This is a genomic window from Actinomycetota bacterium (assembly GCA_030774015.1).
Classification (GTDB): domain Bacteria; phylum Actinomycetota; class UBA4738; order UBA4738; family JACQTL01; genus JALYLZ01.
This window is the reverse complement of record JALYLZ010000126.1, coordinates 13,726-36,348: the sequence shown is the minus strand read 5'-3', so window position 1 is coordinate 36,348 and position 22,623 is coordinate 13,726. Positions and strand designations below refer to the sequence as shown.

General features: G+C 70.1%; 26 protein-coding genes. 21 read left to right on the top strand and 5 right to left on the bottom strand.

The window, feature by feature from the left end:
* Window positions 1-85: 85 nt before the first annotated feature.
* From M3Q23_12615 to M3Q23_12565, 11 genes are all read left to right on the top strand, one after another.
* A complete protein-coding gene (locus M3Q23_12615; protein MDP9342908.1) occupies window positions 86-367 on the top strand; it encodes a MoaD/ThiS family protein in 282 nt (93 codons plus the stop codon).
* On the top strand, window positions 364-1,362 hold the full coding sequence (locus M3Q23_12610; GenBank protein ID MDP9342907.1) for an adenine nucleotide alpha hydrolase family protein: 999 nt from the start codon (window positions 364-366) through the stop codon (window positions 1,360-1,362). The genes M3Q23_12615 and M3Q23_12610 overlap by 4 nt, the downstream gene beginning before the upstream one ends.
* Complete coding sequence (locus M3Q23_12605) at window positions 1,359-2,156, top strand: tRNA (adenine-N1)-methyltransferase (protein ID MDP9342906.1); 798 nt, start codon at window positions 1,359-1,361, stop codon at window positions 2,154-2,156. The genes M3Q23_12610 and M3Q23_12605 overlap by 4 nt, the downstream gene beginning before the upstream one ends.
* A gap of 136 nt (window positions 2,157-2,292) precedes the next feature.
* Window positions 2,293-4,044, top strand: a complete 1,752-nt coding sequence (gene arc / locus M3Q23_12600; protein ID MDP9342905.1) for a proteasome ATPase — start codon at window positions 2,293-2,295, stop codon at window positions 4,042-4,044.
* A gap of 82 nt (window positions 4,045-4,126) precedes the next feature.
* Entirely contained in the window at window positions 4,127-4,450 is a 324-nt protein-coding gene (locus M3Q23_12595; GenBank protein ID MDP9342904.1) for a hypothetical protein, read from the top strand.
* Window positions 4,451-4,529: 79 nt separating this feature from the next.
* Window positions 4,530-6,008: a proteasome accessory factor PafA2 gene (locus M3Q23_12590; protein MDP9342903.1), complete on the top strand. Its 1,479-nt coding sequence runs from the start codon at window positions 4,530-4,532 to the stop codon at window positions 6,006-6,008.
* Between the two features lie 91 nt (window positions 6,009-6,099).
* Window positions 6,100-6,300 carry a ubiquitin-like protein Pup gene (locus tag M3Q23_12585; protein MDP9342902.1) on the top strand — a complete coding sequence of 67 codons (201 nt, stop codon included), beginning with the start codon at window positions 6,100-6,102 and terminating at the stop codon, window positions 6,298-6,300.
* On the top strand, window positions 6,297-7,088 hold the full coding sequence (prcB, locus tag M3Q23_12580) for a proteasome subunit beta (GenBank protein ID MDP9342901.1): 792 nt from the start codon (window positions 6,297-6,299) through the stop codon (window positions 7,086-7,088). Before M3Q23_12585 ends, prcB begins: the two co-directional genes overlap by 4 nt.
* Entirely contained in the window at window positions 7,088-7,774 is a 687-nt protein-coding gene (gene prcA / locus M3Q23_12575; protein ID MDP9342900.1) for a proteasome subunit alpha, read from the top strand. The genes prcB and prcA overlap by 1 nt, the downstream gene beginning before the upstream one ends.
* Window positions 7,775-7,966: 192 nt before the next feature.
* A complete protein-coding gene (locus M3Q23_12570) occupies window positions 7,967-8,887 on the top strand; it encodes a hypothetical protein (GenBank protein MDP9342899.1) in 921 nt (306 codons plus the stop codon).
* Between the two features lie 92 nt (window positions 8,888-8,979).
* Complete coding sequence (locus M3Q23_12565; protein MDP9342898.1) at window positions 8,980-10,134, top strand: hypothetical protein; 1,155 nt, start codon at window positions 8,980-8,982, stop codon at window positions 10,132-10,134.
* Between the two features lie 14 nt (window positions 10,135-10,148).
* On the opposite strand, the gene M3Q23_12560 is transcribed toward M3Q23_12565, so the two are convergent.
* A complete protein-coding gene (locus M3Q23_12560; GenBank protein ID MDP9342897.1) occupies window positions 10,149-10,655 on the bottom strand; it encodes a hypothetical protein in 507 nt (168 codons plus the stop codon).
* 108 nt (window positions 10,656-10,763) lie between these two features.
* A complete protein-coding gene (locus M3Q23_12555) occupies window positions 10,764-11,717 on the bottom strand; it encodes an MFS transporter (protein ID MDP9342896.1) in 954 nt (317 codons plus the stop codon).
* A 203-nt stretch (window positions 11,718-11,920) separates the two neighbouring features.
* Here M3Q23_12555 and M3Q23_12550 point away from each other — a divergent pair, with 203 nt between their 5' ends.
* Complete coding sequence (locus M3Q23_12550; GenBank protein MDP9342895.1) at window positions 11,921-12,613, top strand: DUF3159 domain-containing protein; 693 nt, start codon at window positions 11,921-11,923, stop codon at window positions 12,611-12,613.
* On the opposite strand, the gene M3Q23_12545 is transcribed toward M3Q23_12550, so the two are convergent.
* Window positions 12,610-13,458 (bottom strand): arginine deiminase family protein, encoded by an 849-nt coding sequence (locus M3Q23_12545; GenBank protein ID MDP9342894.1) that lies wholly within the window; start codon window positions 13,456-13,458, stop codon window positions 12,610-12,612. The genes M3Q23_12550 and M3Q23_12545 overlap by 4 nt on opposite strands.
* A gap of 61 nt (window positions 13,459-13,519) precedes the next feature.
* On the opposite strand from M3Q23_12545, the gene pafA reads away from it, so the two are divergent.
* Window positions 13,520-14,878 carry a Pup--protein ligase gene (gene pafA, locus M3Q23_12540; protein ID MDP9342893.1) on the top strand — a complete coding sequence of 453 codons (1,359 nt, stop codon included), beginning with the start codon at window positions 13,520-13,522 and terminating at the stop codon, window positions 14,876-14,878.
* Window positions 14,879-14,932: 54 nt separating this feature from the next.
* Here the strand turns inward: pafA and M3Q23_12535 are convergent, their stop codons facing one another.
* A complete protein-coding gene (locus tag M3Q23_12535; protein MDP9342892.1) occupies window positions 14,933-15,421 on the bottom strand; it encodes an Lrp/AsnC family transcriptional regulator in 489 nt (162 codons plus the stop codon).
* Window positions 15,422-15,600: 179 nt separating this feature from the next.
* Here M3Q23_12535 and M3Q23_12530 point away from each other — a divergent pair, with 179 nt between their 5' ends.
* Window positions 15,601-16,647 (top strand): EamA family transporter, encoded by a 1,047-nt coding sequence (locus M3Q23_12530; GenBank protein MDP9342891.1) that lies wholly within the window; start codon window positions 15,601-15,603, stop codon window positions 16,645-16,647.
* 79 nt (window positions 16,648-16,726) lie between these two features.
* Here the strand turns inward: M3Q23_12530 and M3Q23_12525 are convergent, their stop codons facing one another.
* The gene (locus tag M3Q23_12525) at window positions 16,727-17,812 is read right to left on the bottom strand and encodes a DUF3866 family protein (GenBank protein MDP9342890.1); all 1,086 of its coding nucleotides are present in this window, start codon (window positions 17,810-17,812) and stop codon (window positions 16,727-16,729) included.
* A gap of 23 nt (window positions 17,813-17,835) precedes the next feature.
* Between M3Q23_12525 and M3Q23_12520 the strand changes: the two genes are divergently transcribed.
* From M3Q23_12520 to M3Q23_12490, 7 genes are all read left to right on the top strand, one after another.
* Window positions 17,836-18,789, top strand: coding sequence for a WYL domain-containing protein (locus M3Q23_12520; protein MDP9342889.1), 954 nt, complete (start codon window positions 17,836-17,838; stop codon window positions 18,787-18,789).
* Complete coding sequence (locus M3Q23_12515) at window positions 18,776-19,738, top strand: WYL domain-containing protein (protein MDP9342888.1); 963 nt, start codon at window positions 18,776-18,778, stop codon at window positions 19,736-19,738. Before M3Q23_12520 ends, M3Q23_12515 begins: the two co-directional genes overlap by 14 nt.
* Before the next feature lie 120 nt (window positions 19,739-19,858).
* A complete protein-coding gene (locus tag M3Q23_12510; GenBank protein ID MDP9342887.1) occupies window positions 19,859-20,233 on the top strand; it encodes a hypothetical protein in 375 nt (124 codons plus the stop codon).
* Window positions 20,234-20,311: 78 nt separating this feature from the next.
* Window positions 20,312-20,551, top strand: coding sequence for a hypothetical protein (locus tag M3Q23_12505; GenBank protein ID MDP9342886.1), 240 nt, complete (start codon window positions 20,312-20,314; stop codon window positions 20,549-20,551).
* A gap of 3 nt (window positions 20,552-20,554) precedes the next feature.
* Window positions 20,555-20,866, top strand: a complete 312-nt coding sequence (locus tag M3Q23_12500; GenBank protein MDP9342885.1) for a twin-arginine translocase TatA/TatE family subunit — start codon at window positions 20,555-20,557, stop codon at window positions 20,864-20,866.
* A gap of 24 nt (window positions 20,867-20,890) precedes the next feature.
* Entirely contained in the window at window positions 20,891-21,664 is a 774-nt protein-coding gene (gene tatC / locus M3Q23_12495) for a twin-arginine translocase subunit TatC (protein MDP9342884.1), read from the top strand.
* 78 nt (window positions 21,665-21,742) lie between these two features.
* Window positions 21,743-22,615: a hypothetical protein gene (locus tag M3Q23_12490; GenBank protein MDP9342883.1), complete on the top strand. Its 873-nt coding sequence runs from the start codon at window positions 21,743-21,745 to the stop codon at window positions 22,613-22,615.
* Window positions 22,616-22,623: the final 8 nt, after the last annotated feature.

Below are 22,623 nucleotides of genomic sequence, written 5' to 3'. Positions count from 1 at the left end.
GTCACGGTCACGCTCGGCGCGCGCCCCCTCCCCACCGGGCAGAACTGCGGGTAGCGGCACCGGCCCTGCGCTAGCCTGTCCCTGCATGAAGGTCAAGCTGCGTAACCCCGACCGGGAGCTCGAAGTGGCCGGCCCCCGCCGAGTCCGGGAGGTCCTGGCCGACCTCGACATCGACCCCGACACCGTCCTGGTGATCCGCGACAAGACCCTCGTCACGAGAGAAGAGCGCCTCGAGCAAGACGACGAGATCGAAGTGAGGCCGGTCATCAGCGGCGGCGCCCCGGATGGGGTGAGTGGTCGCGCCCGGCAAGTTCGGTCGATGAGCGGCCCGGGGGCCCCCCCAACCACGGAACGGACCCACCAATGAAGTGCAAGCGCTGCCGGGCCCCAGCAGCCGTCGAGGTCCGCCGCCACAACGCGGCGTTCTGCCAGCCCTGCTTCATCCACCACGTCCACGAGCAGGTCAAGCGGACCATCAAGTCCTACGACATGTTCGGCCCCCAGGACCGGATCCTCGTGGCGGTGTCGGGCGGCAAGGACTCGCTGGGCCTGTGGGACGTCCTGCTCGACCTGGGGTACCGGGCGTCGGGGCTGTACCTGGGCCTCGGGATCGGCGACTACTCGGCCCGCTCGGGGGAGCTGACCCGTTCCTTCGCCGCCGATCGCGGCGCCGAGCTGATCGAGGTGGACCTGGCGGGCGAGTACGGCTACGACATCCCCACCGCCGGCCGGAAGGGATCGAGGTCGACCTGCGCGGTGTGCGGTCTTTCGAAGCGCTACGTGTTCAACCGGGCGGCCCTGGACCACGGGTTCGACGTGGTGGCGACCGGCCACAACCTGGACGACGAAGCGGCCACCCTGCTGGGGAACACGCTTCGGTGGCAGACGGGATATATGGCCAGGCAGTTCCCGGTCCTCCCCCAGCGCGAGGGCATGGTCAAGAAGGTCAAGCCCCTGCACCGCCTGTCCGAGCTGGAGACGGCGGCATACGCGTTCCTGCGGGGCATCGACTACATCGTCGAGGAGTGCCCGCTGGTCGGCGGCAACACCCAGCTCCGGTACAAGGCCGCCATGAACACGCTCGAGTCCACCTCGCCCGGGACCAAGGCCCAGTTCTTCCTGGGCTACGTGGAGAAGGCCGCACCGCTGTTCCGCTCGGAGGACGGGGTCGAGCTCGCCCCGTGCGAGCGGTGCGGGCAGCCCACCACGGGCCGGTTCTGCGCGTTCTGCCGTGCCCGGGCCCAGATCCTGGGGGAGCGCCTCGCCCCGCCGCCCGAAGCCGCTGACGGTGACGGCGACCAGACGGTGCGCGAGCTGTCCGAGGAAGTCATGCCGGCGGAGCTCTTCGGCGGGCCGGCATGAGCGCACCGTTCGAGCCCGGGGAGCGGGTCCTGTTCCTGGACCAGCGGGGCAGGCGATACATGGTCCGCCTCGAGCCCGGCCGGGTGTGGCACTTCCACGGCGGCGCGGTGCCGCTCGACCTGGTGATCGGGGCGGAGGAGGGAACGGTGGTCCATTCGGCCACCGGAGTCACCCTGGTGTGCTTCCGCCCCAGCCTCCCGGACTTCGTGCTGAAGATGCCCCGGGGCGCCCAGGTCGTGTACCCGAAGGACCTGGCGGCGATCGTGATGTTCGCCGATGTCTTCCCCGGCGCCACCGTCCTGGAGGCCGGCACCGGCTCGGGCGCGCTGTCCATCGCCCTGACCAGGGCCACCGGCCCGGAGGGGCGTGTGGTGAGCTACGAGCTGCGGGAGGACTTCCACGACAAGGCCACCGCCAACCTGGAGTCGTTCTTCGGGAAGGTCCCGGCGTGGCTGGAGCTTCGCCTGGCGGACCTTCGCGACGTCGCCACCACCGGCGAGCGGTTCGACCGCGTGGTCCTAGACCTCCCGGAGCCGTGGGCGGTCCTCGAGGCCGTCCTGGCGGCGATGACGCCCGGCGCGATCCTGTGCGGTTACCTCCCCACGACGGGCCAGGTGCAGACCCTGGTGCTGGCCATGGAACGTTCGGGGTTCCGTCGCGTGGAGACCTTCGAGCTGCTCCTGCGTCCGTGGCACGTCACCGAGCGCAGCGTCCGCCCGGACCACCGGATGGTCGGCCACACCGGCTTCATCACCGTGGGCCGCCTGGGCCTTCCCGCCGCGTCGTCGAGCTGAGCAAGCTGCTCGTAAGCTGGGGAAGGAGTAACTCCCGGTGGTCCAAAGACGTATATACGGGTAGGAGCGGAGTCCGGCGTTCCGAAGAAATGGTGAAAACCGGGCATATACTCGCCGGCAACCAGGGGAGGTGAGCATGGTCCAGGACCCGCAGGAGCGGCTGGAGCGGTACGAGAAGGAGATCCACGAGCTCCAGACCCAGATCAAGTTCCTGGAGGACGAGACCGCGCTCCTCCGGCGGCGGCTCACCAACGCCCCCCGGCAGGTGAAGATCCTCGAGGAGCGGCTCCTGCAGTCCCGCGCCGACCTGTCCCGCGCCCTGGCCCAGAACGAGAAGCTCGTCTGGGCCCTGAAATCCGAGCGCGACAAGATCGAGGGGCTGAAAGAGGAGGTCGAGAAGCTGACCCAGCCTCCGGCCACGTTCGGCGTGTTCCTGGGCGAGGCCGAGGAGGGCACCGTCGACGTGTTCACGGCCGGCCGCAAGATGCGCGTGGCCGTCGACCCCTCGATCGAGCGCGACCGCCTCCGCGCCGGCGTGGAGGTCATCCTGAACGAGGCCCTGAACGTGGTGGAGGTGCTGGACGAGGACCGCCTGGGCGAGGTGGTCACGGTGAAGGAGGTCCTGGGCGAGGACCGCGTCATCGTGATCGGCCGGGCCGACGAGTCCCAGGTGGCCATCCTTTCGGGCGCGCTCCAGCAGACCAACGTCCGGGTGGGCGACGCGCTGCTGCTCGACCCCCGCTCCGGGCACGTCCTGGAGAAGCTTCCCAAGCAGCAGGTGGAGGAGCTGGTCCTGGAGGAGATCCCCGACATCTCCTACGAGGACATCGGCGGGCTGGGGAACCAGATCCAGGCCATCCGCGACGCCGTGGAGCTCCCGTTCCTGTACGCGGAGCTGTTCCACGAGCACCAGCTGAAGCCGCCCAAGGGCGTGCTCCTGTACGGGCCCCCGGGGTGCGGCAAGACCCTTATCGCCAAGGCCGTGGCGAAGTCGCTGGCCGGGCAGGTCGCGGAGAAGACCGGCCGGGCCGACGCGCACTCCTACTTCCTGAACGTGAAGGGCCCGGAGCTGCTGAACAAGTACGTCGGGGAGACCGAGCGGCAGATCCGCCTGATCTTCCAGCGAGCCAAGGAGAAGTCCGAGGAGGGCCTCCCGGTCATCGTGTTCTTCGACGAGATGGACTCCCTGTTCCGCACGCGGGGCAGCGGCATCTCGTCGGACGTCGAGAACACCATCGTGCCGCAGCTGCTGTCCGAGATCGACGGCGTGGAGTCGCTGAAGAACGTCATCGTGATCGGGGCCTCCAACCGCGAGGACATGATCGACCCGGCCATCCTTCGCCCCGGCCGCCTCGACGTGAAGATCAAGATCGAGCGGCCGGACGGTGACGCGGCCGCCGACATCATGTCCAAGTACCTGAACGTCAACGTGCCCATCCACCCGGACGAGGTCTCCGCGAACGGCGGCGACAAGGCCAGGTCCGTGGCCCTGATGATCGAGCGGACCATCGAGCGGATGTACTCGAACGACGAGGAGAACCGGTTCCTGGAGGTGACCTACCAGTCCGGGGACAAGGAGATCCTGTACTTCAAGGACTTCAGCTCCGGGGCCATGATCGAGAACATCGTGGCCAGGGCCAAGAAGGAGGCCATCAAGCGCTTCCTCCAGTCCGGCGAGAAGGGCATCAAGACCGAGGACCTGTACCGGGCCATCCGGGACGAGTTCAAGGAGAACGAGGACCTCCCGAACACGACGAACCCGGACGACTGGGCCCGCATCTCCGGGAAGAAGGGCGAGCGGATCGTGTATGTCCGCACGCTGCTCGGGGAGGGCGAGGACGCCGCCGGCCGGCAGGTTGAACGCGTCAACGCCGGCCAGTACCTGTAGGGGCTCTCGCGGAGGGTCGGTTGCCGAGCGGGCGGTATCCCCGTAGGCTCCCGCCACGATCGTCTGGACGAGGAGGAGAGCCGTGGCCGTTGCAGTGACCTTCGTTGCCGGTGGGATGACTCGCGAGCACTACGACCAGGCGTCCCGAGAGCTCAACCGTGAGCCGCACCCGGGCTTGATCCTGCACACCGTGGGGGTGACCGGCGAGGGCATCCGGGTGTTCGACATCTGGAATTCAGCCGAGGAGTTCCAGGCGTTCGCCCAGGGCATGCTCGGCCCGGGGCTGGCAGCGATGGGGATCACCGATCAGCCCGAGGTCACGGTGTACGACCTGTACAACGTGTGGTTCCCGGCGCCGGCTGAGCTGTCGGCGATGGCTGGACCGGGATCGCCGGCCGACCGCTGACGGTTCCGCCCTAGGCTCCGACCCCGCCGCCTCGCTGCGGTTTCGGCCGGTCGGCAGGTAGTACCCTGCTCGCATGGCGATTCCCAAAGTCATGGGCATCGAGACGGAGTATGGGATCTCGTCGCCGGGCCTGGCCGAGTTCAACCCGGTGCTGTCCTCCTCGCTGCTCATCAACACCTACGCGGGGTCGCTCCGGCGGATCCGGTGGGACTACGAGCAGGAGTCGCCGCTGCGGGACGCCCGCGGCTTCGAGCCGGTACAGGCCCGCGAGGGCACCGAGGAGGACCTCGGCCTGGCCAACGTCATCCTGCCGAACGGCGCGCGGTACTACGTCGACCACGCGCACCCCGAGTACTCCACGCCGGAGTGCGCCGGCCCGCGGGACCTGGTGGTCCACGACAAGGCGGGGGAGCGGATCCTGGAGCGGTCCCTGGCCGAGGTCCAGCGCATCCTTCCGCCCGGCCAGCGCCTGGCCATCTACAAGAACAACACGGACGGCAAGGGGAACTCCTACGGCTGCCACGAGAACTACCTGGTGGACCGGGCCACGCCGTTCGCCCGCATCGTCCGCGACCTGACGCCGTTCTTCGTGAGCCGGCAGGTGTTCACCGGCGCCGGCAAGATCGGGGTCGAGGGGCCCCGTTCGCAGGGGGGCGGCGTGGGGTACCAGCTCTCCCAGCGGGCCGACTTCTTCGAAGCGGAGGTCGGGCTGGAGACCACCCTGAAGCGGCCCATCATTAACACCCGCGACGAGCCGCACGCCGACCCGGAGAAGTACCGCCGCCTGCACTGCATCGTCGGAGACGCCAACATGAGCGAGGTGGCGACGTTCCTGAAGGTGGGGACGACGGCCATCGTCCTCAAGATGATCGAGGACGAGTTCCTGCCGGACCTGTCCCTGGACCAACCGGTGGCGGCGCTGCACGACGTGTCGTGGGACATCACCTGCCGGACACAGATCCGGGGGGCGAACGGCCGGCGGATGACCGCCACCCAGCTCCAGTGGGAGTACCTGGAGCACGCCAAGAAGTACGTGGAGACGCAGGACCCCACGCCATCGAACCTGGAGGTGCTCCAGCGGTGGGAGGCCGTGCTCACCGCCCTGGAGGAGGACCCGCTGTCGCTGCACCGCGAGCTGGACTGGGTCGCCAAGTACCGCCTGCTGGAGGCGTACCGGACCCGCGACGGGCTGTCCTGGACCGATTCGAAGCTCCGGCTCATCGACCTCCAGTACCACGACGTCCGCCGGGACAAGGGGCTGTACTACAAGCTCGCCGACGGCGGGCAGATGGAGCGCCTGGCCACGGACGAGGAGGTCGAGGCCGCCATCATGAACCCGCCCGAGGACACCCGGGCCTACTTCCGGGGCCGGTGCATCGAACGCTACCCGGGGGCCATCGCCGCCGCGTCGTGGGACTCCATGATCTTCGACACGGGCCGCGACGTGCTCCAGCGCGTTCCCATGCGGGAGCCCCTCCGGGGAACCCGCCAGCACGTGGAGGGGCTGCTGGAGCGGGCGGAGAACGCCGCCGCCCTGGTGGACATGCTCAAGGGCTGACCGCCCGGGTCCGCGGTTCGCCGCCCCGTTCGGCTGGAATGACGGCCCCCCTGGCTAGAATGGACCGGCATCGCAAGCGGAAGGAGCAGTCGTGCCGCAGGAGCAGGAGCAGAAGCGGACCCAGAAGAAGGACGGAGGCGGCGGCCAGGACGACGCCGGCCAGGTGGAGTCCACGGCCAAGGGCGAGAAGCTCAAGGAAGAGATGGACGGCATCATGGACGAGATCGACTCCGTGCTGGAAGAGAACGCGGAGGAGTTCATCAAGTCATATGTACAAAAAGGGGGAGAATGACCGACCTGCCTCTCCCGGGAGGACAGCAGTTCGGTGCCAGCCCCAGCTTCATCGACCTTCTGGCGGAGTCCCGGGAAAGCGCTCCGTCGGTGACCGGCCGACTGCCCGAAGGGTTCCAGGCCCCGCACGGCACGACGGTGCTCAGCCTGAAGTTCGACGGTGGCGTGATCATCGCCGGTGACCGCCGGGCCACCGAGGGCTACTCCATCGCCGACGAGAAGATCGACAAGGTCTTTCAAGCCGACGATTACTCGGCCATCGCCATCGCCGGGGCGGCCGGCCAGGCCACCGAGATCGTGAAGCTCTTCCAGACCGAGCTGGAGCACTACGAGAAGGTCCAGGGCGACCGGCTGTCGCTGGAGGGGAAGGCGAACCGGCTGGCCCAGATGATCCGCCAGAACTTCCCCATGGCGCTCCAGGGCCTGGTGGTGGTCCCGCTGTTCGGCGGGTACGACCAGCGCCGGGACGAGGGCCGCCTGTTCCGCTACGACGCCACCGGCGGCCGGTGGGAGGAGGAGAACTTCCACGCCACGGGCTCGGGCGGCCGCGTGGCAAAGGGGACCCTGAAGAAACGGTGGCGCCCGGGGCTGTCGCGCGCCGATGCGCTGAAGGCGGCGGTCGAGGCGCTCCGCGACGCGTCCGAGGAGGACGCCGCCACGGGTGGGCCGGACCCGGTGCGGGGGATCTACCCGTCCATGGTCGTGATCACGTCCGACGGCTGCACCGAGGTAGAGGCGGACGAGGTCCGGGGTGCCTACGAGGAGCTGATCGGAGGGGGTTCGGCCTGATGTCCTTCCAGCCGTACGTCCCGCCCGAGCAGCTCATGAAGGACCGGTCGGAGTACGCCCGCAAGGGGATCGGACGCGGGAAGTCCGTGGTGGCGCTGGAGTACGACGCGGGGATCCTGTTCCTGGCGGAGAACCCCAGCGCCACGCTGCACAAGATCTCCGAGATCTACGACCGCATCGCCTTCGCCGGGGTGGGGAAGTACAGCGAGTTCGAGGACCTTCGCATCGCCGGGATCCGCCTGGCCGACATGCGTGGCTATTCCTACGGGCGGGAGGACGTGAACGCGAAGACGCTCGCCAACGCGTACTCGCAGGCCCTCTCCGGGATCTTCACGCAGCAGATGAAGCCGTACGAGGTGGAGATCCTGGTGGGCGAGGTCGGGGACACGCCGGGTGAGAACGCGCTGTACCACGTGCTGTTCGATGGCAGCGTCACCGACGAGCAGGGCTTCGTGGGGATCGGCGGGAAATCGGAGGAGCTCACCCGGCACCTGAAGGAGACGTTTCAGGAGTCGTGGGACCTCGGCGCCGCCGTGCGTGCGGCCGTGGCGGCGCTGGCCGCAACCGAGGAACGCGAAGTCCCCGCGGATCAGACCGAGGCCGCGGTGCTGGACCGGGGGCGTGGCCGCAGGAAGTTCCAGCGCCTCACCGACGACGAGGTCGACGCCCTCCTGAAGGCGTCGTAGGGAGCTATCCTTCCGGCAAGGGAGGCCTTGCCCACGCGCCGAGCCTGCGTTCTGGCAATCGCACTGCTTGCCGCGTCGTGCAATCGAACGGCCCCCGCCCCACCACGGCACGACTCGTCGTCGAAGGCCACAGCGTCATCGAGCGTGGGGGTGGACCGAACCCGCAAGCTCCGCGGCTTCCGGATTCAAGACATGTCCTTCGTCGATCGGCTCCACGGGTGGGCGTTGGGGTGGTTCCGCCAGCCGAAGCCCGGCCTGGTAACCATGCAGCGCACCGACGATGGGGGCCAGACCTGGCAGCTTGTGACTCCGCCCACGACCGAGCCAGGGCAGGTCGTCACACAGGTGCGGTTCGACGATCGCGAGAACGGCTGGGCGTTCGGACTGGCCCTCTACGCGACCCACGACGGTGGCTCGACGTGGACCCGCGAGCGGCTCGGCGGACCGGTGGCGGCGTTGCAGCCAGCCGGGCAGACGGTATGGGCGGTCGCGCGTGGGCGCCTGTGGACATCGCGACCCGGCGCCGATCGGTGGCACCGGGTCCCCGGCGCGCCCCTGATCCGGGGATCGGTCAGTGGCCTCGCTCGGAATGGACCAGATCGGGCGTGGCTGTTGTGGTCTGCCGGCGGACCCCCCGACAGACCGGCGAGTCATCTCATGGCGACATTCAATGGAGGAAAGACGTGGGAACGCCTGGCCGTTCCCTGCGGCAAGTATTCCTTCAGGGAGCAGCTGGCCGCTGCTGGGCGATCCCTGTGGTTGTTCTGCGGGGACTATTACGGCGCCGGGAGCGAGCGGGGCCGGCTCTACCGGTCCCTCGACGAGGGGCGGTCGTGGGGGGCGGCAGGACCCGAGATGACCTTCCTGTGCTGCCCGCACATGTTTCCCAGATCTGCGCGCACGGTGTGGGTGGACAACGCGTATCCCCTCATCGTGAGCCACGACTCCGGCCGAACCTGGCGCGAGACGCTCGAGGCCTCTGGAGCCGGGTGGGGGGTTCTGTTCCCTGCCAGTCACGCCATCCTGGCTTGGACCGAGCGCTTCCTCTACCTGTCGGCGGACGACGGGCGGCACTGGCGCCACCTTCGGATGACCCCGTCGGGATGCGGCTGAATTCACCGGGTGGGGGCCCCGTGAGGGCCATGAGAACCAGAGCAGGCTTCCCCCGGTCATGGGGCTGTACCCGAGGAAGGAAGATGGCCACCATGAGTCCTGGCAGCCGAACCTCGTGGCTGCTGGTCATCTCCATGCTGATGCCCCTTTCGGCGTGCAGCGGGTCCTCGACTCCGGTGTCGACTCCCCACAGCCCCGCCACCGCCGCCCCAACACCTGAGACAACTCCCTCTACGGAGGCCATCCCGGCGACGAGACGCCCCGACGTCCTCGACCTGTCGTTCGTCGACCCCGACCACGGTTACGCCCTGGTGATGGCTCGAATGCCGACGGGAATGGCCCTTGCGATCGAGCGGACCGCGGACGGTGGCCGGACCTGGGACGTGGGCCGAGCGCTCTGGGACCCAGGGATCGTGGAGCACGTGGTGTTCGCCACTCGCCGCCTGGGGTGGGCGTTCGAGCCTGGACTCTGGGTCACCCACGATGGAGGGAGGTCCTGGCGCGGCGAGGTGCCGGGTGGCTCGGTCGCCGGGCTCGGAGTGGCCGGTCGGAGCGTGTGGGCGCTGCTGGGTCGATGCGACGGCCCGCTAGGGTGCCGGCCGGGCAGATTTCGACTCTCGAATGACGCCGGCCACTCGTGGCGGACCGTCCCGCTCCCTTCGGGGATTCACGACGATTTCGTGGTCGACTTCCAGCGGATCGGAAGCGCCGGATGGATCCTGACGAGCGACTACGTCGTCGGTGAGGATCGGTCGACGCTCCTCGAGACCCACGACGGCGGGGCGACCTGGTCGGAGACGGACAGCCCGTGCATGCGCAAGGCGAAGGTCGGCGACCAGTATGTGGGGCCGTTCATCTTCGAGGAACATGTGTCGGCGATCGACGCGTCCCGAGTATGGCTCTTGTGCCTGACGGAGCCTGCGGCAGCCATGAACGACGGGAACCTGTTCCTATCGGTCGACGGGGGGAGGCGGTGGCATCACAGCGCCATCGCGCCAAGCGGCGCTCTGGTGCTCCTCGCCGCGACGACGATCCGGGGCGGGTGGGTGGCCCAAGACTCAGGCGCGTACGCGCTTCGCCATTTCAGCACTATTCGGGGGTCGGGCCGCCGGTCGATGGCAATCGACCGCGGGCATTGGGTTGCTGTCAGATTCGTGGATCCAACACACGGATGGGCCGCCGCTGGCGACACCGTCTACCGCACCACCGACGGGCGGTACTGGCGCGCCGTCCGCCTTGTGTCCTAATCCGGACCGCAGGGTCAGGCTCGCTCCACCTCGGGGACGGCCTGGACCTCGTCGCACTGGGTCAGGGACTCGTCGGGGGTGTCGACGGCCGGAGCCTCGTCTCGGGCCAGGGACGGCTGCCGGGCCGGAAGCACCCTCCAAGCCACGAGCGCCGCCGCGAGGCAGATGACCACGGCGAACCCGAACCCCCGGGCATAGCCGGATGTGACGGCGGTTCTCACGCTGGCGGGAGCGGAGCTCGATCCGAGCAGGGCGGTCGTTCGGTCGGCGGCCACGGTGGCCAGGGCGGCCAGGACGATGGACGCGCCCACCTGGCGGTTCGTGTTGAAGAGCCCCGAAGCGAGGCCCGCCTCCTGGCGCGCCACGCCCGACGTGCCCGCGAGCGTGGCGGGTGGGACGGACAACCCAAAGCCGATGGCGGTGAGCAGTCCCGGGCCGAGGAGGGAGGCCACGTAGTCGCTACCGGGCGTGATCCGCGACAGCCACAGCATCCCGACCGCGGCCACCATCGGACCGATCATCAGAAGCCTCCGAGCGCCGAGGCGGGTGACCAGCCGCGAGCTGACCTGCGCTGCAACCGCGATGGCAAGCGTCTGGGGGACGAAGGCCAGGCCGGCCTGGAGTGGGCTTTAGCCCAATACGTTCTGCATGAACAGGGTCTGGAAGTACCAGGAGGCGAACGCCGCTCCGAACAGCAGCAGGATGAACGCGTTCGCGCCGGTCACGGCGCGGGACCGGAAGATCCGAAGCGGGACGAGGGGCGCCCGGGCCAGGCGGGTCTCGATCAACAGGAAGGCCCCCAGCAATGCGGCGGCCACGCCCAGCGAGGCGAGCGTCTGCCACGCGGCCCAGCCGTAGTTCTCCGTGCGAACGATGGCGTAGACCAGGGCCACCAGCCCGCCGGTGACGGTGACCGCGCCCGGCACGTCGAGGCTCCGGTGCCCCAGGTCGCCCCGGGACTCGGCGAGCACGGCCCGAGCCGCCACGACCACCGCGATCCCGATGGGGACGTTCACGAACAGGATCCACCGCCACGAGACGAGGTCGGTGAGGATGCCGCCCAGCAGCGCCCCGGCGGCTCCTCCACCCGCCGCGACCGCGCTCCACACGCCCAGCGCGCGGGCGCGCTCGGCGCCCTCGCGGAAGCTCGTGGTGAGGATGGTCAAGGTCGCGGGGGCCAGCACGGCCCCACCCAGGCCCTGGAGTGCCCGGGCGGCCACCAGCATGGTCTCGTTCTGGGCCAGGCCTCCTGCCAGGCTGGCCAGCGTGAACAAGCCCAGCCCGAGCAGGAACATCCGGCGGCGCCCGAACAGGTCCGCGGCCCGGCCCCCCAGCAGCAGGAACCCCGCGAAGGTGAGCGTGTAGGCGTTGACCACCCACTGGAGCCCGGATGGGCTGAATCCCAGGTCCCGCTGGATTGACGGGAGCGCGACGTTCACGATCGACACGTCGAGGACGACCATGAACTGGCCAAGGCACACCAGGGCCAGGACGGCCCAGGCGGGGACGGTTCGCCCGTCGCGAACGGCGATGGCCCTGTCGCCGACCAGGCCCGCTGGGGGGGTTCGATCCGTTCCGCTCATCGGTTCCCTTCCGAACGATGCTTGAGCGCAGTCAATGAACTTGGGCAACAAGGCCCGTGGGACCAGTATTCCTGAAGCGGCTACCGCCGAGGTCGGAGCCGGTCTCCGACCAGGGGACGAGTCCGGGTCCGGACCGGGGGCTGACGACGCTCGGGCGCCCCGCACCTAGCCTGGCCTCAGGCGGATGGACCAGGAGGCGCAGGATGAGCACAGACGACCAGATCAAGATCCCGGAGGCGCCTGGCCGCATCACCGCCCGGGGGATCATGGGCAGCTACTGGCCCCGGTTCGCCCGGGACGCGTTCGGCCCGGTGCTGGCGTTCTACGTCGGGTGGAGGCTCGGCGGTGTGGCCCTCGGGATCGGACTGTCCAGCGTGGCCTCCCTGGTCGGGTACGGCCTGGAGCGACGGGCCGGGCGGCGAGGCTACCTGGCCCGGCTGTCGCTCGGTTTCGTGGTCCTGAACGCGATCGTGGGCCTGATCGCGAACAGCGCCGTCGTGTTCCTCGCGCTCCCGGTGCTCCAGAACGCGGCGTTCGGGCTGGCGTTCCTGCTCTCGGCGATCATCGGGCGGCCCCTGACCGGCCTGGTGGCCCGGGAGATGCACCCCATCCCGCCGGAGGTGGTCGGATCCCGGACCTACCGGCAGGTCTTCGGGCAGAGCGCGGTCGTGTGGGGGATCTACCTGCTGGCGCGGTCGGGCCTTCGGCTGTGGGCGTTGGAAGCCTCCGTCGGCGCCTTCGTGATGGTGAACCTGGTCACCGGCATCCCGCTCACGGCCGCCCTGATGGCCTGGTCCATCTGGCACGGCGTGCGGGGCTTCCGGCGGAGCGAGGAATGGGGCGAGCCCACGGCGGGGCAGGTGTCGGCGGTCCCGGCGCCCGTGACCCAGGCCTAGCCCCGAAGGAGCGGCCTGGTCAGACACGTCGGGCCGCCGTCGCCCTTTCGCGAGATCTCGTCGCCCCGGTACGTCCGGACCTCGACCCCCGCCACTTCCATGCGCCGGCGGGTCTCGGGATTCCCCTCGAGCGCGAGCGCGACCCGAGGGGCCAGGGCAAGGACGTTCGGGCCCATCGTGGAGAACTCCTCCTCCGGGACCTCGACGATGGACACCCCCCGTTCGGCGAGCGCTTCCATCAGCCGCACGGGTAGCAGGGGTGGGTACGCCACGACGAGGTCGCGGTCGAGCGGGCTGAGAAGGGACAGGAGGTGGAGGCACTCCTGCGGTCCGCGCAGATGGGGGAGGTCGAACGCCATGACCTCGACGTCCGGGAGCAGCTCCCGCACCGCGGCGATCCCTGCGTCGTTGGTGCGGTACCCACGGCCGACGGCCAGCGTTCGGGAGTCCAGCCAGAACATGTCTCCGCCCTCGGCCGTGGCCGGAGCCTCCAGACGTCCGGCGATCCTCACGCCGGCCGCCGCCAGGTCCCGCTCGACGGCGAGCGGCTCCCGGCGCCGCCCCTCCTTGCCGGGGCGCAGGAGGATCGCACCGCGGTCGGCCATCAGGACCGGGTCGTAGGTGTAGATGGCATCGGGATCGCCCGGGAGCGGGGTCTCACCGCACACGACCTCGGCCCCCGTGGCTTCCAGCTCTGCCCGGAACGCGGCGTGCTCCTGGAGCATGCGTTGCGGGTCGGGCTCCGAGCGCCACCCGAACGCGCGCCACCCGGAGAGGTCCTCCACGCGGGGGGCTCGCACGTACACCCGCCGGAGCCGCCCGGTCTGGTCCTGGATCCCCGTCACGGCCGAAGCGTACCCGGCCGCACCTGCCGGATTTGTCGGACCTCGCGGCTACACTCCATGCGTGGAGCGGCGCATCTTCGGCCTGGAGAACGAGTACGGCGTGACCTGCACGTTCCGGGGCCAGCGGCGCCTGAGCCCCGACGAGGTGGCCCGGTACCTGTTCCGGCGGGTGGTGCACTGGGGCCGGTCCTCCAACGTGTTCCTGGAGAACGGCGCCCGGTTGTACCTGGACGTGGGTTCCCACCCCGAATACGCGACCCCCGAATGCGACGCCGTCCTCGACCTGGTGGCCCATGACAAGGCGGGGGAGCGGATCCTGGAGGCCCTGCTCGCGGCGGCCCAGATCCGCCTGCACGAGGAGGGCATCTCGGGCGAGGTCTACCTGTTCAAGAACAACACGGACTCGGCGGGCAACTCCTACGGCTGCCACGAGAACTACCTGGTGGCGCGGCAGGGCGAGTTCGCCCGCATGGCCGACGTCCTCATCCCGTTCTTCGTGACTCGGCAGGTCTTCTGCGGCGCCGGGAAGGTGCTGCACGGGCCCCGGGGCGCCCAGTACTTCCTGTCCCAGCGAGCCGAGCACATCTGGGAAGGCGTCTCCTCCGCCACCACGAGGAGCAGACCCATCATCAACACCCGCGACGAGCCGCACGCGGACGCGGAGCGGTTCCGGCGCCTCCACGTGATCGTGGGCGACTCGAACATGAGCGAGTGGACCACCCTCATGAAGGTCGGGGTGACCGGGCTGGTCCTGCGCACGGTCGAGGAGAACACGGTCATGCGCGACCTCACCCTGGAGAACCCCATTCGGGCCATCCGGGAGATCTCCCACGACATCACGTGCCGGAAGAAGGTCCGCCTGGCCAACGGCCGGGAGCTCTCGGCCATCGAGATCCAGGCCGAGTACTACGACCGGACGGCCCGGTTCATTGAACGCCGTGGCCCGGACCCGTTGTCTCGCAAGCTGCTCGACGAGTGGCGCCTGGCCCTGGAGGCGCTGGCGGCGGGGGAGCCCGAGCGGCTTGTCCGGAAGGTCGACTGGGTGGCCAAGCACTCGATGATCGAGCACTACCGGGAGAAGAACGGCCTGCCGCTGGCGAGCCCGCGGGTCGCGCTGATGGACCTCGCCTACCACGACGTGAACCGCGATCGGGGGCTGTACTACCTGCTGGAGCGGCGGGGGAGGATGGATCGGGCGGTGGAGGAGCGAGACGTCCAGCGGGCCATGCGCGAGCCGCCCCAGACCACGCGGGCCCGCCTGCGCGGCGAGTTCATCCGGCAGGCCAAGCAGCGCCGCCGCGACTACACGGTGGACTGGGTGCACCTCAAGCTGAACGACCAGGCCCAGCGGACGGTCCTGTGCAAGGACCCCTTCCGTTCGGTGGACGAGCGCGTGGAGCAGCTGATCGCCCACATGTGAGGTCTCACGGAACGGGGCCCCGCGACGTTCCTATGGTTGATGGACGGACCCCGCTCAGGCCGTGGCCGCACTCCCCGCCGTCATCGCCACGGGGTCGATCACCCGGTGGGTGACCGGCGAGGACAGCACGATCGAGGTCACCGTCTCGCCGAACTCCATGAGCCGGTCGATGAACTCCTGGAGGTGCTCCACGGAGCGGAGGGCCACCTTCATGATGTAGGACTCGGCGCCGGTGATCCGGTGGCACTCCAGCACCTCCGGATACTCGGCGACGATCCGGCCGAGCTCCAGGCAGTTGACGCCCCGGTGGGTCACCCGGACCAGCGCGGTCAGGGGAAGGCCCACCTTCTCCAGGTCGAGGTCCACCCGGTAGCCGGTGATGAGGCCGGTCTCCTCCATGCGGCGGACGCGTTCCGCCGCCGCTGGAGGTGTGAGGCCGACCCGGCGTCCGAGCTCCGAATAGGAGATGCGGGCATTCTCCTGGAGCTCGTGGAGGATGCGCCAGGCGGTGTCGTCGAGGCCCTCGAAAGGATACAAAGTCATACCCCTTTCACGCTTTCAGATCGTGTCCAAGATCACCAATCTAGTTTGGAATATCCGTTCCCGAATAGCAAGTTCCTTTCCTATGCTAGGAGCGTGATGGCGATACAGGCGATCCGGAAGTCGGCGAGCCAGACGACCCGAGTGTCCGGCTGGAGCCGTTGGGAGGGGGATTCGTGGCGGTGAGCACGGAGTCCGGCCGCGAGCCCAGAGGGCCGACCGGCAGGACCACCGCGGCCGCGGCCGACCGCGCCGCCCGGTCCCAGGCCACGCCGGCCCGGGTGTGGGCCGCGCTCATCACCGTCTACGTGGTGTGGGGTTCGACGTACCTGGCCATCCGCGAGGCGGTGCGAACCATCCCGCCGTTCCTGATGGCCTCGGCCCGGTACCTGGTGGCCGGCGGCATCCTGTTCGCGCTGACGGCCCCCCGGGGCGACCGGGAGGCCGACCGTCTGGGTGCCCGGCAGTGGATGGCCGCCGCCATCGTGGGGGGCCTGCTGTGCGCCGGCGGCAACGGCATGGTGTCGTGGGCCGAGCAGCGCATCCCGAGCGGCATCGCCGCACTGCTGGTGGCCACGGTCCCGCTGTGGATGGTCGCCGTGGGCCGGTTGGGATTCGGCATGCGGATCACGGCTCGCGAGGCGCTGGGGGTGGTGATCGGCTTCGGCGGGATCTTCCTGCTGGTGGGCGGGGTGGGAAGCGGTGGGCGTTCGTTCAACCTGGCGAGGATGCTGGCCGTCGTGGTCGCGGCGCTGTGCTGGGGAACCGGGTCGGTGTACTCGAAGCGCGCGGCGCTGCCGAAGCGGGCGCTGGTCTCGACGGCCATGCAGATGCTGGCGGGCGGGGCGATCGCCCTGGTGGTGGGGGCGGTGACCGGCGAGTTCGGCGATCTGCATCCATCCCAGATCTCGCTGCCGTCCATCCTGGGGCTGGTGTGGCTCATCGTGCCGGGGTCGCTGATCGCGTTCAGCGCGTACGTGTGGCTCCTGCAGAATGCGCGGATCTCCTTGGTGTCGACCTACGCGTACGTGAACCCGGTGGTGGCCGTGTTCCTGGGATGGGCGTTGCTGTCCGAGCCGGTCACCGGGACCACGCTGCTGGCGGGGGCGGTCATCCTGGCGGCGGTGGCCCTGATCGTCACCGCCCGGCCGGCCGCCCAGAAGCCTCCAGCTCCGGACCCCGGCGCGGAGGGGCTATCCGAGGAGGGCCACGAGCACATCCCGGCGTAGGTCCAGTGGTTGGGGGCCGGCGGGGCTCCCTCCGGGGGCCAGTCCCCACCCAACCCCCGCTGCGGGAGCCCGGCCGTCCTCAGGATTCCCTCCAGCGTTTCATCTCCTTGGCCATGCGGCCGGCCAGGACACCGGCGGCTCCGGCGGCGAGGAAGAAGGCCGGGTCGTCGGTGGGGGTGCGTCCCATGGAGTCGACCTTGACGCCGCGACCGGCCAGCTCGTCCAGGGCGGGCTGGCCGGAGACCTCGACCAGCTGGTGGCGATCCTCCAGGCCGGCGGCGCGGAGGGCATCCCATACCGCTTCGCGTTCGGGTCCTTCCAGCAGCGGCACCGCCACGTTGGCGGGGACACGGCAGACCTCGGACAGGATGGTGAGGGAGTGGTGGGAGACGCCGCGGTGGCGCTCGCGCGGGTCGGCGAAGCTGATCCGGAGGGCCGCCACCGGGCGCCCTCCGAGGGTCGCGGCGGCGTTCAGGGTGTTCCCTCCGCCCAGCGCCGAGACGCCCCACCGGGTGTCGGTTCCCAGGTTGCCGAGGCCGTCGGCTGCGACGATCACGTCGGCGTCCACCACCTCGCCGGCGGCCAGCAGTCCCGTCCACACGGACGCGGCCTCGAGCTCCCCCCCGAACGCCTGGCCGGCCGTGACGAAGCCGTCGAGCAGCCCCGCCTCCCGAAGTCGCGGGACCAGCCGGGAGAACGCGCCCGGGAGCGCGGCGCCGTCGGTCATGACGTAGGCGACCCGACGAGCGCCCGAGGCCTTCGCCCCGGCCGCCACCAGGGCCACCATCGAGTGCAACGGCGCGACCACGACGGGGGTGCCGTCCAGGCCGGTCGACGCCTCCAGGGCGTCGCGGTGGGTTTCCTCCACGGTCCGCACCGCCGCCTGCAGCGGTGTGTACCGGGCCTTCATGGTCCGGCCGGGCCCAGACGGATCGACGTCCGGGCCCCCCTCCACCGCCACCACCAGGTGGAACCCACCCGTGCCGAGCCCGAGCGCCACCGCGGTGGTGTTCAGCACGACCACGTCGCCCGGTCGAACGGGACCGGTCAACCCCGGGTAGGCCAGCGCGGGAGCGCGGTCGCCCTCCACCTCCACCTCCAGCTCGACCGCGCCGGGCCGTTCCGCGGTCACGGCGAGCACCGTTCCTCTCCGAAGGCGCACCATGGCCCGGGTATCATCCCCCGCGGATGCACCCGCTGGAACGGCTGCTGAACCTCGTCATCCTCCTGCTGGACACCCCGCGGCCGCTCACGTTCGCGCAGATCCGGGAGAAGCTCCCCGCGTACGCGCAGGACGACGACGCCGCGGCGAAGCGCATGTTCGAGCGGGACAAGGACGTCCTTCGGGACCTCGGCGTGCCGGTCGAGCTCTCCCACACCGACGTGTGGGAGGTCGAGGAGGGCTACACCATTCCCAAGGACCGCTACTACGTGCCGGCCATCACGTTCACGCCGGAGGAGCTCTCCGCGCTGTACGTGGCGGCGCAGGCCGTGGGGTCGGACGACGAGGCCGAGCAGGCGGTGCTGAAGCTCCGGGTGGGGGCGGAGGAAGGTGTGGTCCCGGCCGCGTCCGCCCATCCGCTGGCGGCCGCTCCGGACGTGCCCCGCGGCCGCCTGGGTGCGGTGCTGGACGCCACCCTCCGGCGCCGGAGCGTTCGGTTCGACTACCGGCCGGCGACCGGCGACCCGGGCCAGCGGCACGTGGACCCTTACGCCCTGGTGTCCCGGGCCGGCCAGTGGTACCTGGTGGGGCTGGACCGCGACCGCGACGCGGTCCGGTCCTTCCGGCTGTCGCGGATGCTGTCGGAGCCGGCCGGCGCCGGTCCAGGGTCCGAGCCACCGGACGGGTTCGATGCCCGCGCCCAGCTGAAGCTGGGGCCGTGGGGGCCGGGCGAGCCCCAGGAACGGGCCCGCGTGGCCTTCTCTCCCCGGGTGGCGTGGTGGGCGGTGCGAGCGCTCCCGGGGGCACCGGCCGTTCGGACCAGGAAGGACGGCTGGTCCGAGGTGGAGGTCCCGGCGTCGGAGACCGACCAGTTCCTGTCGTTCCTGCTCTCGTTCGGCCCCGACGCGAAGGTCATCGCGCCGGGCCGGCTCCGGGACGAGGTCGTCCGCCGGCTGGAGGCCGTCGTTGCCGGCGGGTAAGGCGGCGGAGCGCCTCCGGCGCCTCCTGGTCTGGGTGCCATACGTCGTCCGGCACCCGGGCTCCCGGGTGGCCGAGCTGGCCCGGATGTTCCACGTCTCCGAGGACGAGCTGCTGTCCGAGCTGAACCTGCTGTTCGTGTCGGGAGTCCCCCCGTACGGGCCCGGCGACCTGATCGAGGTGCAGGTCGAGGACGGGCGGGTGTGGATCGACATGGCCGACTACTTCTCCCGCCCGCTTCGCCTGTCGCGGAGCGAGGCCCTGGCGCTCTATCTCCAGGGGAAGGCCCTGCTGGGCACGCCGGGGCTGCCGGAGGCCGAACCGCTGGAATCGGCCCTGGCCAAGCTGGAGGCGGAGCTCGGGCCCGAGATGCTGGGTCGCCTGGCCGGCCGGGTGGAGGCCGCGGAGGGAGGGCGTCCGGCCGACACCCTGGAGGCCCTCCGTCGGGCGGCGGCGGACCGCCGGCGCCTGGAGATCGAGTACTACTCGGCCTCCCGGGACGCCACGTCGGTCCGCGAGATCGACCCCGAGGAGGTCTTCTCGGCCATCGGCAACTGGTACGTGGTGGCCTGGGACCGGCAGGCCGACGGGGAGCGCATGTTCCGGGCCGATCGCATCAACACGGTCCGCGAGACCGGCGAGCGGTTCGAGCCGCGGGGCCTGGCCGGCGCGGGCCGCCCGCTGTACACCCGCTCGGACCAGGACGTCCGGGTGCGACTGCTCCTGCGGCCTCCGGCCCGATGGGTGGCCGAGTACTACGACGTGGAATCAATCAACGAACACTATGACGGGACGGTGGAGGTGACCCTCCCCACGCGGCACCTGGCGTGGGTGGCCAAGCTTGTGGTGCGCCTGGGGGGCGAGGCCACCGTGGTGGAGCCGGCGGCGCTGCGGGACAACGTTCGGGACGTCGCCCGGCGGGCACTGGCCCTGTACGGCCAGAAGTCGTAGCCCGGAGGAACCCCCCTCAACGGGCCATCCGTCCGTATCAAGACACCCGATCCGGGGCCCGATACTTGCATCGAAATGACCACGATCCGAACGACCTGCCCTGAGTGCGGAGAAGTGGACATGGGGCCCGAATCGATCCTCCTGTCCGTGCGTCGCGGAGGCAGCGAGGGGACCTACCGGTTCGTGTGCCCCGAGTGCCTCGGCTCCGTCGAGAAGCGAGCGGACCGCAAGATCGTCGCGCTGCTGGTGTCGGCGGGGGTCGACGTCTCCGACGCCGCCCACCGCCTCCAGAGCGAGCTCAACCTCCACTTCGGCGGGAGCCGGCCGGCCGACCTGGACGACGAGCCTCCGGCCGGCATGGAGGGACTGGACGGGGCGGACTCGATCGCCGGCCTCGGCCCCGAGCCGCCGCCGTTCACCATCGACGACGTCATCCGGATGCACTTCCTGCTCCAGGACGACCAGTTCCTCCGGGAACTGACCACCGAGCGCTAGCGCCTCCTCGGCCGGAACTGGCCGAGGCCGACCCCGCCCACCCCGCCGAGGCCGCCAGGCCGGAGTATCCTCGAAGTCGTGTCCATCCCCGTGGTCGTGTGGCTGACCGTCGGCCTGGCCTCCATGGCCGTGCTGAGCGTCGTGCTGGTGGGACTGGCCCGCCAGCTCAAGCGGCTGTTCCAGTCCGTGTCCGAGTTCAACGACCAGGTCCAGCCGGTGCTCCTGGAGATGCAACGCGACGCGGAGCGGACCCGGGAGCGGGCCGAGCGGCTCCAGGCCCAGGAGGTCCCCTTCCAGAAGCGCGGCGGGCGGCGGTAGCGCATGTTCAACATCGGCCCTGCGGAGCTCATCGTGATCTTCCTCGTGGCCCTGCTGGTGGTGGGTCCGAAGCGGCTGCCCGAGGTGGGGCGCTCGATCGGCAAGGCCCTCCGGGAGTTCCGCCGCACCACCGAGGAGGTCCGCTCGACGTTCGAGGCCAGCCTGGACGACGAGCCCTCCTCGAACGGCGAGGGGCCGCCCGCCCGCCTGGCTGAGCCCGACGATCCCGACGAGATGCCGGTCCACGACATCCCACGCCAGGAGCTCACCCGCCCTGAGGACTCGGGAACCGGGCCCCCCGCGGACCAGGGCTAGGTCCGTTCCGAGGAACCGGCGGACATGCGGCTGATCCCACGCGTGCGCCGTCGAGACCCCTCGCGGGGCATGACGGTGATCCAGCACCTGGAGGAGCTGCGGACTCGCGTGCTCATCTCGGTGATCGCGGTGGCCCTGGGGGCCATCGCCGGGTGGCTGCTGTTCCCGCCGGTGTTCAAGTTCCTGCTCCACTCCTACAAGCAGGCCTGCGAGGCCCTCCCGGTGGCCAACCGGCCGCCCATCCCGTGCGGCAAGGTGGTGGCCCAGAGCGTGCTGGAGCCGTTCCTGGTGCGGTTCAAGGTCTCCGTGTTCACCGGGTTCGCCATCGCGTTGCCGGTCGTGCTGTTCCAGCTGTGGCGGTTCGTGACCCCCGGGCTGACCAAGGGCGAGCGCCGCCTGGCCATCCCGTTCGTGCTCTCCTCGCTCGTCCTGTTCGTCCTGGGCGGGTTCTTTGCCTTCCTGACGCTGCCGAAGGGCCTGCACTTCCTGCTGGGGTTCGCCGGAACCCAGATCGTGGTGCTCCCCTCGGCCACGAAATACATCAGCTTCGTCCTGCTCCTGGTCCTCGCGTTCGGGATCTCGTTCGAGTTCCCGCTGGTACTGATCTTCCTGTCGTGGGTGCGGGTGGTCTCGTCCCAGCGGCTCCGGGGCTGGCGGCGGATGGCGTACCTGTCGATCACCGTGTTCGCCGCGGTGATCACGCCGAGCCAGGACCCCTACACCCAGCTCGCCATGATGGTGCCGATGATCGTCTTCTACGAGGTGGCCATCTTCGTGGCCCGGTTGATGAAGCGATGAGGAAGCTATCCTTAGGGGCTCGCGCCGAGAGGCGCTGCGTGTCCGCGTAGTCCGCACACCCGGGGGAGTACCTGCTTCATGGCGATCAAGGGAAAGGGCAAGTCCAGGCGCCGCACCGTGACGGGCGGCCCGAAGGCGATGTACGTGGAGCCGCCCAAGGCGCTGTACCGGCGCCGGTGGCTCCAGGTCACGGTGGCCGCGGTGCTGGTGGTGGGCCTGGCCATCGGCCTGATGACCGTCTTCCTGATCAAGGCGTCCAACGACCGCAAGGACAAGGCGCGAGCCCTCGTGGTCCAGCGCAAGGACCAGGAGCGAACCATCGTGCTCCAGTTCTCCAGCACGGTGACCCAGGCCATCACCCCGGTTTCCCAGGCCTTCCAGGACTCCTTCGTCCCGTTCCCCGACCTGACCCAGGGCTTCACGCAGCTCCAGAGCGGAAACACCGTGCAGACCTCGCAGCTCGTCACCACGGCGAACTCGAACGGGAAGCTCGCCCTGGCCGCGTACAACGCCATCAACCAGATCCCGGTCGCCGACGAGATCTCGGGCCATCCGGACCTCCTGGACCTCGTCGACGCCCAGAGCTTCCTGGGGCAGTCCCTCAAGCTCTATCAGCAGCTCGCGCAGATGATGAAGGAGGCTGCCCAGGCCACCGGGGACACGCGGACGGCGCTGGTGACCCAGGCGCAGGGCCTGCTGCCGGTGGGGGCCACCCTGTTCCAGGACGGCATCCAGAAGATCAACAACCTCCGGACGACCCTGGGGGTTCCGACGCAGCCGGTCCCGCCGCCGGCGCCGCAGCCGCCCACCGGTCTGACCGGGCCCACCGGGGCGACGGGGACGCCGAGCGCGTCGCCCAGCGCGAAGGCCTCGGGCCACCCGTCGCCGAAGCCCAAGCCGAAGGGCTCTGGTTCCCCGAAGCCCAGGGCCTCCAGCTCTCCCACCGGCTGACGGACAGG